Raw genomic sequence first — 16,325 nt, forward strand, 5'->3', positions numbered from 1 at the left:
TTTTATGGAATAAATCGTTATCTTATGAGCGTACATATGGAATATAGACTAGCCTTCCTGTTACATGTCCAAATATATCCTCATTCTACTATGGATGATATTAGAAGTACAGAAAACCGCGCACGTTGAGGAGGCGTTCCTTATTTCCAAAATAAAGACGATGTGGCTGACCTGTTTAACACTTGGTTTCGCCGTATCCTTAATTATATACCCTAAAGCTGCCTTGACCGCCAGTTTAAGGGGCCTTGATCTGTGGTGGGAGGTGGTCTTTCCATCTCTTCTCCCCTTCTTTATTACGGCCGAATTGCTTATTGGATTTGGAGTGGTTCATGGTCTGGGAGCCCTGAGCGAACGATTTATGCGCCCTTTGTTCAATGTACCCGGGTCCGGCGGCTTTGTGTGGGTCATGGGAATGGCAAGTGGTTACCCTAGCGGAGCCAAATGGACAGCTGACCTTAGAAAAAAAGGTCAAATCTCTCAAATTGAAGCAGAGCGCCTTATCTCTTTTACCAATGCATCCAGTCCGCTTTTTCTTTTTGGAGCTGTAGCTGTAGGTTTTTTTCATAATGCTTCTCTCGGAGTAATTCTTGCTATCGCTCATTATGGAGGCAACTTCATCGTAGGTATAGCGATGCGTTTCTACAAGAGAAAAGAAGAATCTCCCATTCGAGACCAAACCTACCCGACCTTCAGAGAAGCTTTCATCACTATGCATCAGTCTCGTTTGGACGATGGTAGATCAATAGGAAAATTAATGGGGGATGCCGTGTCCCGATCTGTTGACACCCTTCTGATGGTCGGCGGGTTTATTATGCTATTTTCCGTTCTGACAGAGCTGCTGAAACGAACAGGTATCCTGCCTGCCTTATCCCCTTTGATCCATATGCTCGGCCTTCCTGAAAGCTTTCCTATACCCCTTATGGCCGGGATGCTGGAGATGACTACCGGAATCGGGGCTGTGACTCAAACACATGAATCCTTACTAGCTCAACTCATGCTTGTAAGTTTCATCTTAGGCTTTCACGGCTTCTCTATCCAGGCTCAAATTGCAAGCATTATAGCAGAAACAGATATCCGCTTTAAGCCATATGCCCTTTCCAGACTGACTCATGGAGCCATTGCAACCCTGATGATTGCTTTTTTATACCTTTATGTCTATTCCCCATCAGAGCCGGCCGACAGTCTTCCGATATGGAACCCGACCGAACAGCTTACCATCCCGCTTTTGGAATTCTTTCACCATTACGGGCCGCCGATCACCATTGTCATGATTATGTTTACGATGTTTGTGAAATGGCAGTCCAAACGTACTGAATCAAATGAAGATGAAAATGACCACTACGAACATATTTCGTAGTGGTCATTCGTTATTCAAACTTATTAAATAAAGCTTTTTCTACAGGAGGAGGTACTAAATCTGAAATACTCGCTCTGTATTTGGCTACCTCTTTTACGATGCTGGAACTTAAAAAAGAATATTGGTTATTTGTCATCATAAAGAACGTCTCAATATCAGCGTTTAATTTGCGGTTCATCGATGTAATCTGCATCTCGTATTCGAAATCGCTGACGGCACGCAATCCACGGATGATCGCCTGGGCATTCTTTTCTTCTGCATAGTCCATTAATAAACCACTGCAGGAATCAACAGAAACGTTGTCCAGATTTTTTGTTACTTCCCTAAGGAGCCCGCAGCGTTCCTCCACATCAAACAGAGGCGCTTTACTCTGATTATTAAACACAGCAACAATAACGTGGTCGAACACTTTTGCACCTCGCTGAATAATATCTAAATGACCGTATGTAACCGGGTCAAAACTGCCTGGACATATAGCTAATGTGGGCATTGTAATCCCTCCTTACTTAAATATTGTCACACCTATATTACTTCCATATACATCTGAATCCATCTGATCCAATCGACCTACCGATGCAGGGATTTCTTCAGACGCATCGTGTTCACAAATAATAACTCCCTGCTCTGCCAGCAATTCATAATCTAAAAGCGCTTCCATTAATTCCTTGTAGGAAAACTTTTTGTAGGGAGGGTCAAGAAATATGTAGTCGAACGTTAACCCTCGCTTGCCCGCTGCTTTCATGGCACGTTTGGCATCCGTTCTGAACACTTCTGTACGGTCCGTTAAATCCAATGTATGGATATTTTCATATATGGTCTGAATCGCTTTTTGCTGCTGATCTACAAATATACAGGACGACACACCTCTGCTCAACGCTTCAATGCCCAGTCCCCCACTTCCCGCAAAAAGATCCAAAGCTTTACCTCCATCAAAAAAAGGACCAATCTTGTGAAAAACCGCTTCCTTTACTTTATCCGTTGTTGGTCGAGTTTGATGAGTCGGGACAGATTTTAACTGACGCCCTTTAAAGTCACCCGCTATTACTCGCATCGTTTGTACACCTCTTTTGTCATCATTCCCCATAATCCTACCACAAAATGAAGGCTGCAGGAAATTGAAGGTTTTAATAAAGAATTCCGTTTCTCATGAATAAAAGAAAAAGTGCGAGTCCATACTAGAATTGAAGCAGATGACTGCTTCTGAAAACGGAGAAGGCTTACATCCCCATAAGTACTTCCTCCGGTTTCTCCTCTCCCTTTACTTTCTTGAATCTCAGGGTTCGAGAAAGAAGGGCTGTCTATGATGGACAGCCCTATTTTTTTTGCATTAAAATATCAGCCTGTTTATTACGCTTTCATTCGACAGGAAAACTTATCACTTCTTCTCATTCCAAAAAATATCGCCATCAAAGAGGTTCCTTTTATTAAATGTATCCATCTCATAAATGGAGTGTTCACAAGCCTGCCGATTTTTGCTAGTGTAGTCTTGAATGCGTTTAGGAAAGGAAGTAGACTGATATGATCCAGAAATTCATCGAACTAGGCGAAGGTTATGCAGATATTTATGAACTAATTGAACTGGGTTCACTTATGCCAGATAGAATTCAGCATGCGATCGCTTTCTACAGCGAAGTAAATGGCAAACCTCTGGCCTCATTATCCCTGGTCATGAAGCCGGCACGTGGTGATAAGTTTCAGCCTATATATATCTGCCGGGAAGGGATACCAAACCCTCATGAGCAGCCTAATAAACGATTTGATTTGTTTAAGGAGATGGCTGAAAGTGCCGGAAAAGAGGTAGTCGAATTCACAATCAAACCATCAAGCTTATTTCCGGAAACTGAATTATTTTACCAGCATTTAGTCGGTATTTTACGAATGAACAAATTTATCGCTCCACTCTCATAATAAAAGAGGCCTCCCTGAAGGAGACCTCTTTTTTATATGCCCATTTTGTAGTCATATTGCTTCGCTTTATCAGGTTTTGCATTTTCATAATCCGTCTGAATTTCAGGTTTATGTGAAGGAATAACACGGGAAACAAATGGTAACCGCTCTAATTTTTCCATTTTGAATTCTAAATCTTCTTCATTCACATATAGAACCGCATATTTTAACTTTTTAGAGGCATGAATGAGATGACCGTGTTTTTTAATCTGTCTGACATTTTTCATATGTTGAAAATATACAATAATACCTTGTCGTTTCGTTTTAATCATGACGACACCCTGCTTTACGTAGTATTTACCGTCAGTGTACCAAAAGATAAGGTGAACGGCAATTATTCTCTAATTATTCTTTCTAAAAGGAGTCCTTTTTATGAAGACGGACCACGAACGGGCAATTGAGCTTTTTTCAAAAGATTTGCAGCAGTCTCCAGTTGTGAAGAGAGTGCAGTTCAAACAAATTACCGGGCTGCCTTTTGTGTATCTCTGGCCGGATTGTACAGCTGACCAATCAGTAGTGGAAGATCAGCTTAAGAGGTCCGCTGCTAAAGCTATGAAAGGAAAACGCCTGACCCTTGCGATGAGTTATGTACGCAAAAGTCAGGCGTTCTATGTGTACCGTGTGCGTTTTCTAGTGCCTCAACGGAAAATGTTCTGCTGCGGTAACTTCTGTGACGACTGTATCCGATTCACTTAAGTTTAAGAGCACCCACAGCTTCCGCCGCTTCCGCATCCGCCACTGCAGCCAGAGTCGGTAAGAGCCATTCCGTTTTTTGGAACTTTTATTTGTTCACTTACACTAAAAGCCACGTTTTCGCTAATCTCATCCAACAGCTTTTGCACTTCCCGCTCCGCTTTTTTGAAATGAGCCACGGTTTCGTGCATGTCCATTTCTCTCTTCACGGAACGGACTTTTTTCATAATATCATTATAATCCGGATGGTAGCGCCCGAAACGCTGAACATCCTCGTAGTGTTCTTTTATATCAGCAAATCTCTTGATGAGCGCCTGAGCGTCGCGATCATTCTCAAGAGCGTACTTCGCTTCATTATAATGATGCATTGTATCTGAATTCATGACCATGTGGCCAATCGTTTCTGAACTATCAAGCAGATCAACAATTTCCATTGTAGCTAGCATTTTAGATGTCCACCTCCACTTCCATCTTATCAAATAGGACAGCAGATTGAAATGAGTTTCCTCATTCCCTGCTGTCCTATTTGATAAAGAATTTTTTTCCTCTGCATCTGATAAACACTTTTTATATAGATGCCGTGGACTTTAGGAGTCTCGAAGCTTGATCTTAGTAATAAGGGTACTCTAACTCTCTACGATCTTTGTTGGAATCTTTCTTAGCTTTAGATAAGAATTGTTGAAATTGTCCTAATGCCCCATTCAGTTCATCCATATGGCGAGATACCTCTTCCCAGTCCAGCTCTTCCATTAATGCTCCTAACTGCTTAAACAAATCCTTCTTATTTGATGAAGTACTCTTCTTCACCGCAGGCAGGGATTCCCAGAAAGGATCCTCCGCCCCCAAAATCATCCACTTCTCATAATAACTTTGAATCAGTTTATGATTTTTCCGAATTTGTTCCTTCACACGAGGATGATCATCTACAAATTCTTTAAAGCGCTGGACATTCGGGTGCAATTCATTTGTACTCATAAGTTCACACCTCACTGTTAGATCTACTCTATAGCCTATGCACCTAAAATAAGGACGTTCTTACCCCATGAAGGAAATTTGCGAAAAACAGCAATTTCTAGTTTAATCTTTCAAATCCGTTGATTTTAAACCTTCCATCTTCTCTCGTAAATTCGAATCGGTATGGATGCTGGACTATATCTGTTCCAAAGGAGCGCTTAACTTCTACAGTTAAATGAAACCTATAGTAGTCCCGAGTTACTTCAACCGTATGTATTTCGACTAGTTGTCCTTTTGGGTTTTGTTCAGATTGTAAAGTGGCAAATGCCAGCATTTCCGTCATCATTGTTTGAACCTCTTGTTTACGCTGCTTGGCTGATCGTATATCTTCGTTAAGCTGGAAGTACGATTCTACCTGCATCACCCCAGCTTTTTCTAAATGATTTGTGGAATAAAAATAAGGAAAAAAGAGCTGGTAGCTAAAAAACAAGAGGATGGTACCAGACAGGAGAGTTTTTACGATAAAGGAGTATTTGAAAGAACGCAGCCATTTACTCAATTGAACTCCAGTCCAAAGACTAGCCGTGACCACACCAATCGAAGCAAATAAAAGTAGGACCTGTTTTCCATCTAAAAGTGTAAATTTATTAACGTTCAAAACGAATATGTAAAATAAAAACAGGGAGAGCAACATAACAAACGTATCATCTGTAAACTTGCGCATAGATCTTAAACCATTCCCCTTTCCTGAAGCTATCCTGAGTTTCCATCCATCGTTCTTTGATGCGCTAAGCTTATCATAGGTTTAAGTTGTCTTCATATACAAATTACCGCTTTTCTCAGCCCCTACGGGAAGGAAATGGTTACAAGAAGAAAAGGCAGAGTGCTTTCTATGTATTTTATTTGATGCTCATCTGACTTTTCTAACTGACGAAAAGTTCGAACCCTGAATAAAGACGCTTTCGCAGGATTTGTATAAATAAAAGACCTGCTGAGAGCAGCAGGTCTTCTTATTGAATCACTTAATGAAGTTCAGGGCGTTCAGAAATGTCTTGAAGAGCTACTCCAGCCGCATGGTCTGACATATCTTCTACAGATAAATCACCAAGAGAGATGATCCCTGATAATTTTCCATTTTCCACGACTGGAAGTCTGCGGATTTGATGCTCAGCCATTATTTTGCTCGCTTCTTCAAGCGTAGTCTCTGGGCTGCAGTTGTATAAACGATCGCTCATGACCTGCTGGATTGGAGTAGTTTCTGGTTTCTTATCGGCATAACCACGCAAAACTAAATCACGGTCGGTTACCATACCCATCAACTGACCCTGATTATCGCATACAGGAACAGCCCCTACGTTCTTCTGCTTCATAATTTGAGCAGCGGAACTAAGCGTATCATCCGTACGGCATACAGATACATCACTAGTCATTATGTCTTTCACTGTTTTCATAGGAAATCCTCCTTATAGTAATTCAATATCAATGCTTAGTGTCCCCATTTCAACAAAATTATTACATGCAACCATGATCCTTATGTAGTATAATTAAATCGATAACGTCTATAATGCTGAATAAAGGTGCATAAGAAATCACAGAAATTGCAAGTTCAGCTTTTTCGTACTAAAATTAATGAAATACATACTATTTGTGAGGTGGAAAAGATGAAACTAGAAAGCACAGGTTTAGATGGACTGGTTGTAGATTTCAGACCCTTAACGGAACTAATGGAAAGTAACGGTTTCATTCTAGGTGGATCATGGGATTACGAACGCGTGACCTACGACTATAAATTGGATGCCCCGGAGAAAAACGTGACATATTATGTACGTGTACAGGGCTTCGCCATTGAAGGAGATGTCGACCGTGGTGACGCGGTGATCCGACTGATGGATCCTCTGCTAGGACGTCATTACTATCCGCACGGCGTGGAATACGGTGAACAGGAAGGTTTTTCTGAAGGTATTATTGAAAAAGCAAGAAATTTAATTAAGAAAATTCAGGAACCCGCCAATAAGTACCACAATCAGGTGCCTGAGCATATCGTGCTTGAGAAACTAACCAAATGGGCCGAAGAAAACCAGAATCAGGAAGTTCTTCAAAAAGTTAAAGAGCTTTCCAACAACCCGGAACAGCGTAAATAAACGACTTCCGATGGTTGCCCCCCATCCGATGTTCGGAATGTTCCAATGGAGTCGCACATCATTACTTAAATGATGAGCGGCTTTTTTTAAAAATGCCTTCCATATTTGTCGAGTTGGTTTAGGGAAAGGAGATCCATACATAAATTGTTCCGATATCTAACTAAAAAACAATGGGTCCTCATAGGGCTTTTCATACTACTTATCATTGCGGGATATTATATACTGCCAGTCTCTATCCCATTAATTTTAGCTCTGGTGACCGCTTTATTCCTTAACCCATCCATTCGATGGATGCAGTTCAGGTTCCGAATGAACCGAAAAATGGCTGTTACCATTGTATTCTTGCTGTTTCTAGTCTTCCTTGGTTTACTTGGGACGTTTGCGGTTACCAGGGCCGTTGCTCAAATTGTTCAGCTTGCCGATCATGCGCCGGAATATATTAATCAAATGAATCAAGTACTTCTAAATTGGCAGAACAATATGGACAGTTTCACTCGCAATATGCCCCAGGAATTCGTTGATAAAGTAGCGACTGAATTGACGAATGCTTTTGATCGCACTACTACGGCCATCTCTCAGCAGCTGCAGCTATCCAATATCGCGTCTGTAGCTGCCAAAATACCTGAATACTTAGTTAGTTTTCTCGTGTATTTAATTGCGTTATTTTTATTTATGCTTGAACTACCCCGACTCAGGGAAAAAATGCATGCTGGCTTTACGGAAGCTACTTCTGAGAAAGTTAAGTTTATGAATGCACGTTTAGCGTATGTAGTTTTTGGTTTCTTAAAAGCCCAGTTTTTAGTGAGTATTATCATTTTTATCGTCTCTTTAGCAGGGCTTTTGTGGATAGCTCCCGAAGTGGCTCTGATCATGTCATTGATTATATGGATGATTGATTTCATTCCTATTATCGGCTCTATCGTTATTCTCGGGCCCTGGTCGGTGTATATGCTGATTATTGGCGACATTTCTATGGGAGCCAAGCTCGGTATATTGGCGATTACCTTATTAGCCATTCGCAGAACGGTGGAGCCGAAGGTCATGGGGCGCCATATAGGACTTTCCCCCCTCGCCACTTTAATAGCCATGTATCTTGGTCTCCAACTAATCGGGCTTGTTGGTTTTATCTTAGGTCCACTTGTGGTCATTGCCTTTAATTCCGCCAAAGAAGCCGGAATTATCAAATGGAACTTTAAACTATAAAAAAAGCCTGAAGCTAAGTAGCTTCAGGCTTTTTTTATAGGCCTTCTTTATAGCAGTCAGGCTTTGGGTTATGCACCTTTTTAAACCGTAAAATGTCACCATTCTTTCCTGTATGAGAAAACCCATTATTGATCAGCACTTTCTGAGAAGCAATGTTTTTTCGATCACACTCTGCCTCCACACTCTTTACTTCAGGATGACTAAACGCCCATGTACACAAATGATTTACAGCTTCAGAAGCATAGCCTGCATTTCTTTCTGAATGAACGATGTGATATCCAATTTCAATTATTCCATTATCAGTAGGTCTCCCTTTAAATCCAACATCACCTATGACACGTTTTCCTGATGCATCCATTATGACCCAGGGTCCAAAACCAAGTTCTTCTTCGTCCTGTTCAAGTCTTTCTGCATAAATAGGCATAACAGCCTTTAAACCATAGTGTGGCCAATTCTTATTCCAGGGCAGCTGATACTTATAATAAAAAGCCAGTGGATTTTTCATTAGCGTCTGAGCTAACTCCAATGAAACAGGTATCAACCGCAGGCGTTCTGTGTATATACTCATTCAATTCCATTCCTTTCCTATGTATCCTCATATAATTATAATCTTCTATATACCTGTTCTTCCTCTACCTTAAACAACCTAAACGTACCATAAAGCCTGTTAAAAGGATATTTTCTCTAAAGCTTTATAAAAGCTGAAGACGTAATAGCTAAAAAAAACAGCGAACGCTTGAGCACGTCCGCCGCTTATTTATGAATGTTTACGTCCCTAATATAGCTTCTATCATGCTGGTTGTTGTTCCGCCGTCATAAATAATGTATAGAAGTAAGTACACCGCTACGCCTGTAATAGCAGTAGAAAACCAGATGATACTGGTTACCGGCCCTACTTTGCGATGCTTAGGAATTCTACGTTTAAACGCAAGCGTTAAGGTAACAATTCCGAAGACCGCACCTACAGTGGCCAACAGGATATGAAAAATCAGGAAAACCGTATAATAAATTTTAATTTCCTCAGGGCCACCGAAACTAGTATTTCCGACAAAAATAGTCCGGCTCACATAAATAATAAAAAACGTTAACGCGCTGATGGCTCCGGCAATCATCACTTTTTTATGACCAGCTCTCTTATTCTTAGCGATGAGTACCCATCCAATGGCTACAAGTACAGCACTTAACACAATAAAAAAAGTACTAAGGGTCGGTAATAATGGCATCTTTCCACCTCTTTTCGGACAACTGAAAACAATAGGTCAGGGAAAGTCTATTCACTGTAATAGACTTTCCCTGATCTTATGATTCGCTTGGTATATGAGCAGGCATTGGATCAATTGTATTTCTCTCCTGGTTAAACCAGCTGAAGAATATATAGGCAATGATCGCTCCGAAAATTATTTCTTGAGTAATTTTCATGATGATCCCGCCCAGTTGCTGATCTTCAACTAGAGGCATCGGCGTAAAGTAACTTGGGCCGCTTAAGTTGGCTGCAATATCATTTAGTACGTTAGCGGGCACACATAAACTCATCGCCTGGATCCATGCCCCGGATTGGGAATAAGTTTCGTATAAAGGACTTCCTGCAAAAATGATTAATCCACACGCAGGAGTTATTAGTACTCCATTGGCAAAGATAAAACCAATCTTCATGATCGGGCTGAGTCTGTTTAACTCCTCTAATGGAGGAAACACAGATATCCACATCACAAAAGCGGTAAACAGGATGACCGTCGTAATAATAGCATGCGCGATTTCATCGGACTTGGCATAGTCAAAAATAACAGGCATGTGGTAAAGAGAAAATAAACCGTTAAATAATAGAAGCGACAACAGAGGCTTCGTGAAAAACCGTAGTATATTTCCCAGTCCTTTTACTTGAAAAAGCTTCTTCCAAATCCAGGACGGCAAGCCTTTAATGACGAGTATCGGAAATAACAGATAATAAAGGGCCATCTGCGTCATATGGGCCGTAAACATAATATGGCCTAATAGATCTACAGGAGAACCTTTGACGACGTAAAGAAGAACCATACCTGAATAGAACATCACTTGTTGTGATATAGAAGGCTGTTCAGCCTCTTCCGGTCTTTTTGGTCCTGTTATATAAAAATATAGAGCCGCTAACAAACAGACAAATAGTAAATAAAAAGGACTCCATAATGCTCGGAAGCCGAATATTTGAAGTTCTAACCACATTGGCATCTCACCTCAGTTTAATTTCTTTCTTCTCTATTTTAACTAACTTTACATAAAAAAACGAGTCCTGGAAAGGGAGATCAAGCATTGTTCATAATTTAGCCATAACTTCCGCAGGCATACAAAAAGACCGGGTACCCGGTCTTTTTGTAATAAGTTACCTATTATCTTTTAAATTGGATTACCACCAAATAATGGAGGAAAAAGTGATAATGGTAAGTCCCGCTACCGCAGCGCCACCATACATCATTAAGGCAGGCATATTATGTCCTTTATTCTTCATGTGCATAAAGTAATAAAGCTGGAATGCCACCTGTACAATAGCCAGGATAATTAATGTTGGGATGACGAAATAGGAACTCACTTCCATGATCACCATGCCAAAAGCTACAAAGGTAAACAGAATCATAAGCACAAAGGTGATAACCTGCTGCTTCATCTCCTCTTTATGCTGCTTCTTTTCATATTCCATCTGTCTTGTTGGCTTCGAATGGGAGCTATTTGCCATTGATTAACCCACCTTTCCCATAAGGTAAACGACTGTGAAGATAAACACCCATACGACATCAATGAAGTGCCAGTAAAGGCTTGCTACATAGAATTTCGGAGCGTTATATAAATTCAAGCCGCGTTTTTGATTTCGGATCATTAACGTAACGATCCAGGAAAGTCCAAACAAAACGTGTCCTCCGTGAAATCCAACCAATGTATAAAAGGCGGAAGCGAAGGCCGAGGACCCAAAGGTAAACTCGTACTCATGAACATAATGGAAAAACTCATAAATCTCAAAACCTAAGAAAGCCAGACCTAAAAGAACGGTAATAGCTAACCATGTCTGCATCTTACGAAAATCGTGATTCTTCATATGATACATGGCATATACACTTGTGAGGGAACTTGTTAAAAGTAACATGGTCATTAAAAAGACTAGCTCAAGACCAAACAAGTGTTCAGGGGTGTTTTCCCCTACGGTAGAACTGTTTAAAGCAATGTAGGTGCCAAATAGACTGGCGAACAATACAGTCTCTCCGCCTAGAAAAAACCAAAAAGCAAGAAATTTATTTTTACCTTCAAGGGTGGCTTTTTCCGGATCATGCGGCATATGTTTTGGATTCAATACATCTTCATGACTCATTATTTGCCAACCCCCTTCTTAATATCTTCTTCCAGCTCTTCTTTATGAATATGGTGTCCAAGATCATCTTTCAAGGAACGAATCAACATGGAGCCTAGTGTAATTGCCATACCAACCACGGCTGCCACAAGCCACAGTTTATCATCCGTTTGATAAATAAATCCAAAACCGGCGATGAATAGACCTAAGGACATCATAAATGGCAGGATGGAAGCGTTAGGCATGTGAATGTCACCAAGTGGCTCTGCTGGAGTCATTCCTTCTTTACCTTCCGTTTTTTCAACCCATAGCGGATCTAAACCACGTACTAACGGTGTTTGTACGAAGTTGTAGTGAGGTGGCGGCGAAGGCATCGTCCATTCTAGCGTACGACCATCCCAAGGATCCCCACTCACTTTCTTCTCCTTAACTGCTGTGTAAACAATGTTGATTAAGAAGATAACGGAACCAATAGCCATTAAGAAAGCGCCAATCGTACTAATCATATTACCAGCTTCAAGTCCTTGTCCCTCAAGGAAGACCCAGTAACGACGCGGCATTCCCATTAGACCAAGGAAGTGTTGGATAAAGAACGTTAGGTGGAACCCGATGAAAAATGGCCAGAATGCCAATTTACCAAGCTTTTCATTAAGTACTTTACCAAACATTTTCGGCCACCAGTAATGTAATGCTGCAAATATACCAAAGACTACACCACCAACGATAACGTAGTGGAAGTGACCAACTACGAAATAAGTATCATGGTACTGAAAGTCAGCTGCTGCCGCTGCAAGCATAACACCCGTCATCCCTCCGATAGTAAAGGAAGGAATGAACGCTACAGACCAGAGCATAGCTGAGGTCATTCTTATCTGTCCGCCCCACATCGTGAAGAGCCAGTTAAATATTTTGATCCCGGTCGGAACAGCAATTGCCATCGTTGCTACAGCAAAGATGGAGTTTGCGATTGGTCCCATACCTACGGTAAACATATGGTGAGCCCACACCATGAAACCAAGGAAACCAATCAAAACGGTTGCGAAGACCATCGCTGAGTAACCGAACAATCGTTTTTTAGAAAAAGTTGAGAATATATCACTAAATGCTCCGAACAAAGGAAGAATTAAGATATAAACTTCCGGGTGTCCGAATATCCAGAATAAGTGCTCCCAAATAATGACGTTTCCGCCTTTCGCTACATCGAAGAAGGCAGCACCAAACATACGGTCAAACATCATAAGGAACAATCCTACAGTCAATGCAGGGAATGCGAATAGAATTAGTGTACTTGTAACAAACGTAGACCAAGTAAACAGCGGCATACGCATGTAAGTCATACCTGGTGCCCTCATGTTAACGATGGTTACCAGGAAGTTAATTCCACCAATTAATGTACCAGCACCTGAAATCTGAAGCCCCATCACATAATAATCGACTCCATGGCCCGGTGAGGTGGTGGATAGCGGTGCATAGTTCGTCCACCCAGCATCAGGAGCCCCTCCTGTAAACCAGGAAACGTTTAGCAATAGGCCACCAAAAAGAAACAGCCAGAACCCTAATGAGTTTAAGAATGGAAACGCTACGTCACGCGCTCCAATCTGCAGTGGAACCACCGCATTCATTAAAGCGAATATAAGCGGCATGGCTGCTAAGAAAATCATGGTGGTACCATGCATCGTAATCATTTCGTTATAAAGCCCGGCAGAGATGAAATTGTTATCTGGTTTCATCAATTGAATTCGTATTAACATGGCTTCGAGCCCGCCGATTAAGAAAAACAGACCGCCTGCTACCAAGTAAAGATGTGCAATCTTCTTATGGTCTACAGTAGTCAAGTAATCCCAAATCGCAGCGCCGAGCCCACCTTTTTGCGCTGCTGTAGTACTCACGCTTTAACCTCCCTTTTCAAACCTCTTTCTCAATTTTTGAATATTAACTTACTTATCTGTATTTTGTGTTGGGATATCATTACCTACATCTGAATGCTTAAGTTGAAGTAAATAGTCGGCAATTTTACCCGCTTCCTCTTCTGACACAAGGTTTGCCGGCATGTTATTGCCTGGCTTAATTTCATCAGGGTGCACAATCCAATTCACCAAATTCTCTTTGGAAGGTTCTAATATACCGGCAATTTTCTCGCGGTTTCCAAAGTTCGTAAGGTTTGGACCTACCCCTGCAGAGGATCCTCCAATCGCATGGCAGCTCATACAGTTATTATTAAATAATTCCTGCCCCTCTTGAGCTGAAGTAGTCTCCGGTGTTGCTTCAGGATCTACGTTCTGCATGTCTTCTTTCCATTGTTCGAATTTATCAGGACTGACCGCTACGACCCGGAAGTCCATTAAAGAGTGGGAAGGACCGCACAGTTCTGCACAATGACCCCAATAAACTCCTTCTTCATTTGCTTCTAAGTACATCGTGTTCATGTTCTCACCAGGATTTGTATCCATTTTTCCGGCAATTGAAGGCAGCCAGAAAGAGTGAATAACGTCACTGGATTTAAGATTTAAGTATACGCGTTCCCCTGTAGGGATGTACATCTCCTGACTTATGGCAATTTCCTCTTTCGGATAGTTGAAGTGCCACCAATACTGATTTCCGGTAACTTCAATCGTCATAGCGCTTTCATCTTCTTGGGACGACTGATCCGCGAGTTCAAAAGTAGCCTGCACGGTAGGCACAGCTAATACAAGAAGTAATATAATTGGAATTACTGTCCAAATTACTTCCAGTGCTTTATTACCTTCCGTCTGCTTTGGAATAATGTTCTCTTGTCCTTTCTTCTCTCGATAACGAATAAGAACAAACGCATAAATGGCCATTACGATAACGAATACAAAAATCATGATCGCAATGCTGATCATCATAAGATCTAATAATAATTCCGCTCCGTAACCCTTAGGTTTCAAGGCACTAAGATTATCTACACCACAACCCGACAGGATTAAGGTAAGAGCTCCGAACAGCGCCAGAGTACGGAATTTTCCCATCCAACCTCTCATAAGTGATACCTCTCTTTCTCTTGTATAGTACTTTATTTATTAAGGAACTGACTCAATAAAAATTGAGTCAGTACTTTAAAAAGGAAACGGCAGTGTAACTACAACCATCATTAAGAACATGATTGTCAAATAGTTCAAAGAATAAACAAACATCCATGTAGCCCACTTGTAATCATCTTTCATAAAGAACCCGTAGATGCCAAGTACCAGCCAGCCCGCTGACAGCGTGAAGGCAATAACTAAAAAGATGCTGCCTAAAGAAGCCAGATAAATCGGCAGCGGAAGTAGACACGCTACATAAATCACGATTTGACGCTTCGTCATTTCAAAACCATGTACGACAGGAAGCATAGGAATACCAGCTGCTTTATAGTCTTCCTTTTTCTTCATCGCTAATGCCAGGAAATGAGGCGTCTGCCATATAAACATGATTAGGAACAAGATAATCGCTTCAAGCTGAAGTCCAGGATCGATAGCTGCCCAGCCGATTAATGGAGGTACAGCACCTGAGAAACTTCCAATCACCGTATTAATGGTGTACCGTCTCTTAGACCACATCGTATAGAGTACGACGTAAACAAACCATCCAAACGCTCCAAAGAGCGCGGCTTCTACCGTGGTAAATAACAGAACCACAACCCCAAGAAGAGAGGTGCTGATTCCGAGTCCTTTAATGAGAGATAATGACATTGTTCCGGTCACGGTCGGACGATTCTTTGTCCGCGACATAATCGGATCGATATCTCTATCATACCAATTGTTAATAATACAGCCGCCCGCTATTACTAAAGCAGTACCGGCCATGGTCAACAAGAAAGTGACCCAGTGGTCTATAAAAGAAGATCCTGTAAAATGCAAAGCAAGCCAGAATCCTGCAAATGTTGTTATTAAATTGGAATTGATGATACCTACTTTAATCAGACTCTTTATATCAGCTAACATTGAAGATTCACGGACAGGTGTCTGCCCAATCATGTCTGTAGAAGCGGATTCGACTGTTCTAGGGTTGTCCATCGTAATATCCTCCTCCTTCTACCTTCTTTACACTTCCTTTACATCTTCTGGCGAGCGTAAAGTTAAGAGCTGTTTCTGACTGTAAAATCCTCTGAGGTCAAGAAACATCAAGGTAATTGTATCATGGAATTAGCCTTCTATCTATTTAAACAATAGATTTTTATTAATTTGTGACAAATCTGTGACATCTTTCACAGGCCAAAATCCCACGTTTATACCTATTGTAACGTACAGATGGTCTTTATAGGTTTACATTTATTGACTATTTCTTGACGATTGTCATCCACCTATTTATTTCTAGCAAATTCCAGACCGGAATGCAAGGTTTCGTCTATAAAAAGTAAAAATAATATTACATCTCGGGAATGGTTTTTAAAGATCCCCCGGTCTATAAGTTCAGTTTATAGCTACGATCTCTCAAAGTGATTTCAGAGTAAAGCTCCCGCTTGCGTAAGACTCATTTTCGAGACATTGAAGAAGCGGAAGGTCCTCCGGGGGACGATTCCTCTCACGATATATCTCGAAATCGGGGCTTACACACTCCGGCCCTTTAGTTTAATAACCTACATATTTAATATGCCAAAAACGTACAAACTTTCGTTTATGATCACTAATAATAAGTACAGGCTTCCTTTGTTCGCATCTACTCTGTTACCTACGTAGACATCAAAAAACGATCTGCCTTTAGCAAACAGGCAGAT

General features: G+C 41.2%; 20 protein-coding genes. 5 read left to right on the forward strand and 15 right to left on the reverse strand.

The features are described from left to right. Nucleotides 1–64 precede the first annotated feature (64 nt). Complete coding sequence (ylbJ, locus tag ACTWP7_RS06350) at nucleotides 65–1,357, forward strand: sporulation integral membrane protein YlbJ (protein ID WP_443122469.1); 1,293 nt, start codon at nucleotides 65–67, stop codon at nucleotides 1,355–1,357. A gap of 10 nt (nucleotides 1,358–1,367) precedes the next feature. Here ylbJ and coaD read toward each other — a convergent pair whose 3' ends face one another. Together coaD and rsmD are read right to left on the reverse strand one after the other, a co-directional pair. Further along, nucleotides 1,368–1,847, reverse strand: coding sequence for a pantetheine-phosphate adenylyltransferase (gene coaD / locus ACTWP7_RS06355; protein ID WP_089751906.1), 480 nt, complete (start codon nucleotides 1,845–1,847; stop codon nucleotides 1,368–1,370). A gap of 12 nt (nucleotides 1,848–1,859) precedes the next feature. Next, nucleotides 1,860–2,441, reverse strand: a complete 582-nt coding sequence (rsmD, locus tag ACTWP7_RS06360; protein WP_443122470.1) for a 16S rRNA (guanine(966)-N(2))-methyltransferase RsmD — start codon at nucleotides 2,439–2,441, stop codon at nucleotides 1,860–1,862. 434 nt (nucleotides 2,442–2,875) lie between these two features. On the opposite strand from rsmD, the gene ACTWP7_RS06365 reads away from it, so the two are divergent. Then, nucleotides 2,876–3,265 (forward strand): DUF7147 family protein, encoded by a 390-nt coding sequence (locus tag ACTWP7_RS06365; protein WP_443122471.1) that lies wholly within the window; start codon nucleotides 2,876–2,878, stop codon nucleotides 3,263–3,265. A 32-nt stretch (nucleotides 3,266–3,297) separates the two neighbouring features. Here the strand turns inward: ACTWP7_RS06365 and ACTWP7_RS06370 are convergent, their stop codons facing one another. Then, complete coding sequence (locus ACTWP7_RS06370) at nucleotides 3,298–3,576, reverse strand: YlbG family protein (protein ID WP_014643091.1); 279 nt, start codon at nucleotides 3,574–3,576, stop codon at nucleotides 3,298–3,300. Between the two features lie 100 nt (nucleotides 3,577–3,676). On the opposite strand from ACTWP7_RS06370, the gene ACTWP7_RS06375 reads away from it, so the two are divergent. Then, nucleotides 3,677–4,000 (forward strand): hypothetical protein, encoded by a 324-nt coding sequence (locus tag ACTWP7_RS06375; protein WP_443122472.1) that lies wholly within the window; start codon nucleotides 3,677–3,679, stop codon nucleotides 3,998–4,000. Nucleotides 4,001–4,002: 2 nt separating this feature from the next. On the opposite strand, the gene ACTWP7_RS06380 is transcribed toward ACTWP7_RS06375, so the two are convergent. From ACTWP7_RS06380 to ACTWP7_RS06395, 4 genes are all read right to left on the reverse strand, one after another. Continuing rightward, nucleotides 4,003–4,443: a YlbF family regulator gene (locus tag ACTWP7_RS06380; RefSeq protein ID WP_014643089.1), complete on the reverse strand. Its 441-nt coding sequence runs from the start codon at nucleotides 4,441–4,443 to the stop codon at nucleotides 4,003–4,005. Between the two features lie 163 nt (nucleotides 4,444–4,606). Next, nucleotides 4,607–4,972, reverse strand: coding sequence for a spore coat protein YlbD (ylbD, locus tag ACTWP7_RS06385; protein ID WP_443122473.1), 366 nt, complete (start codon nucleotides 4,970–4,972; stop codon nucleotides 4,607–4,609). Between the two features lie 97 nt (nucleotides 4,973–5,069). Continuing rightward, nucleotides 5,070–5,675: a hypothetical protein gene (locus tag ACTWP7_RS06390; protein ID WP_443122474.1), complete on the reverse strand. Its 606-nt coding sequence runs from the start codon at nucleotides 5,673–5,675 to the stop codon at nucleotides 5,070–5,072. 298 nt (nucleotides 5,676–5,973) lie between these two features. Beyond that, nucleotides 5,974–6,402, reverse strand: coding sequence for a CBS domain-containing protein (locus tag ACTWP7_RS06395; protein WP_014643085.1), 429 nt, complete (start codon nucleotides 6,400–6,402; stop codon nucleotides 5,974–5,976). Between the two features lie 210 nt (nucleotides 6,403–6,612). On the opposite strand from ACTWP7_RS06395, the gene ACTWP7_RS06400 reads away from it, so the two are divergent. Continuing rightward, entirely contained in the window at nucleotides 6,613–7,092 is a 480-nt protein-coding gene (locus ACTWP7_RS06400) for a YugN family protein (RefSeq protein ID WP_443122475.1), read from the forward strand. Nucleotides 7,093–7,236: 144 nt separating this feature from the next. Next, a complete protein-coding gene (gene ytvI / locus ACTWP7_RS06405; RefSeq protein ID WP_443122476.1) occupies nucleotides 7,237–8,295 on the forward strand; it encodes a sporulation integral membrane protein YtvI in 1,059 nt (352 codons plus the stop codon). Nucleotides 8,296–8,329: 34 nt separating this feature from the next. On the opposite strand, the gene ACTWP7_RS06410 is transcribed toward ytvI, so the two are convergent. The 8 genes from ACTWP7_RS06410 to cyoE form a co-directional block, all read right to left on the reverse strand. Then, nucleotides 8,330–8,863: a GNAT family N-acetyltransferase gene (locus tag ACTWP7_RS06410; RefSeq protein WP_443122477.1), complete on the reverse strand. Its 534-nt coding sequence runs from the start codon at nucleotides 8,861–8,863 to the stop codon at nucleotides 8,330–8,332. Nucleotides 8,864–9,062: 199 nt separating this feature from the next. Then, a complete protein-coding gene (locus tag ACTWP7_RS06415) occupies nucleotides 9,063–9,518 on the reverse strand; it encodes a DUF420 domain-containing protein (protein ID WP_443122478.1) in 456 nt (151 codons plus the stop codon). Between the two features lie 76 nt (nucleotides 9,519–9,594). Further along, on the reverse strand, nucleotides 9,595–10,494 hold the full coding sequence (gene ctaG, locus ACTWP7_RS06420) for a cytochrome c oxidase assembly factor CtaG (protein WP_443122714.1): 900 nt from the start codon (nucleotides 10,492–10,494) through the stop codon (nucleotides 9,595–9,597). 181 nt (nucleotides 10,495–10,675) lie between these two features. Then, nucleotides 10,676–11,002: a cytochrome c oxidase subunit IVB gene (ctaF, locus tag ACTWP7_RS06425; protein WP_443122479.1), complete on the reverse strand. Its 327-nt coding sequence runs from the start codon at nucleotides 11,000–11,002 to the stop codon at nucleotides 10,676–10,678. Between the two features lie 3 nt (nucleotides 11,003–11,005). After that, a complete protein-coding gene (locus ACTWP7_RS06430) occupies nucleotides 11,006–11,629 on the reverse strand; it encodes a cytochrome c oxidase subunit 3 (RefSeq protein WP_014643078.1) in 624 nt (207 codons plus the stop codon). Then, nucleotides 11,629–13,497 carry a cytochrome c oxidase subunit I gene (ctaD, locus tag ACTWP7_RS06435; RefSeq protein ID WP_443122480.1) on the reverse strand — a complete coding sequence of 623 codons (1,869 nt, stop codon included), beginning with the start codon at nucleotides 13,495–13,497 and terminating at the stop codon, nucleotides 11,629–11,631. The genes ACTWP7_RS06430 and ctaD overlap by 1 nt, the downstream gene beginning before the upstream one ends. 48 nt (nucleotides 13,498–13,545) lie before the next feature. Further along, nucleotides 13,546–14,610, reverse strand: coding sequence for a cytochrome c oxidase subunit II (gene coxB, locus ACTWP7_RS06440; RefSeq protein WP_443122481.1), 1,065 nt, complete (start codon nucleotides 14,608–14,610; stop codon nucleotides 13,546–13,548). Between the two features lie 75 nt (nucleotides 14,611–14,685). After that, entirely contained in the window at nucleotides 14,686–15,624 is a 939-nt protein-coding gene (gene cyoE / locus ACTWP7_RS06445) for a heme o synthase (protein ID WP_443122482.1), read from the reverse strand. Nucleotides 15,625–16,325: the final 701 nt, after the last annotated feature.

It is taken from the genome of Halobacillus sp. B29, from assembly GCF_052246755.1.
Taxonomy (GTDB): domain Bacteria; phylum Bacillota; class Bacilli; order Bacillales; family Halobacillaceae; genus Halobacillus; species Halobacillus halophilus.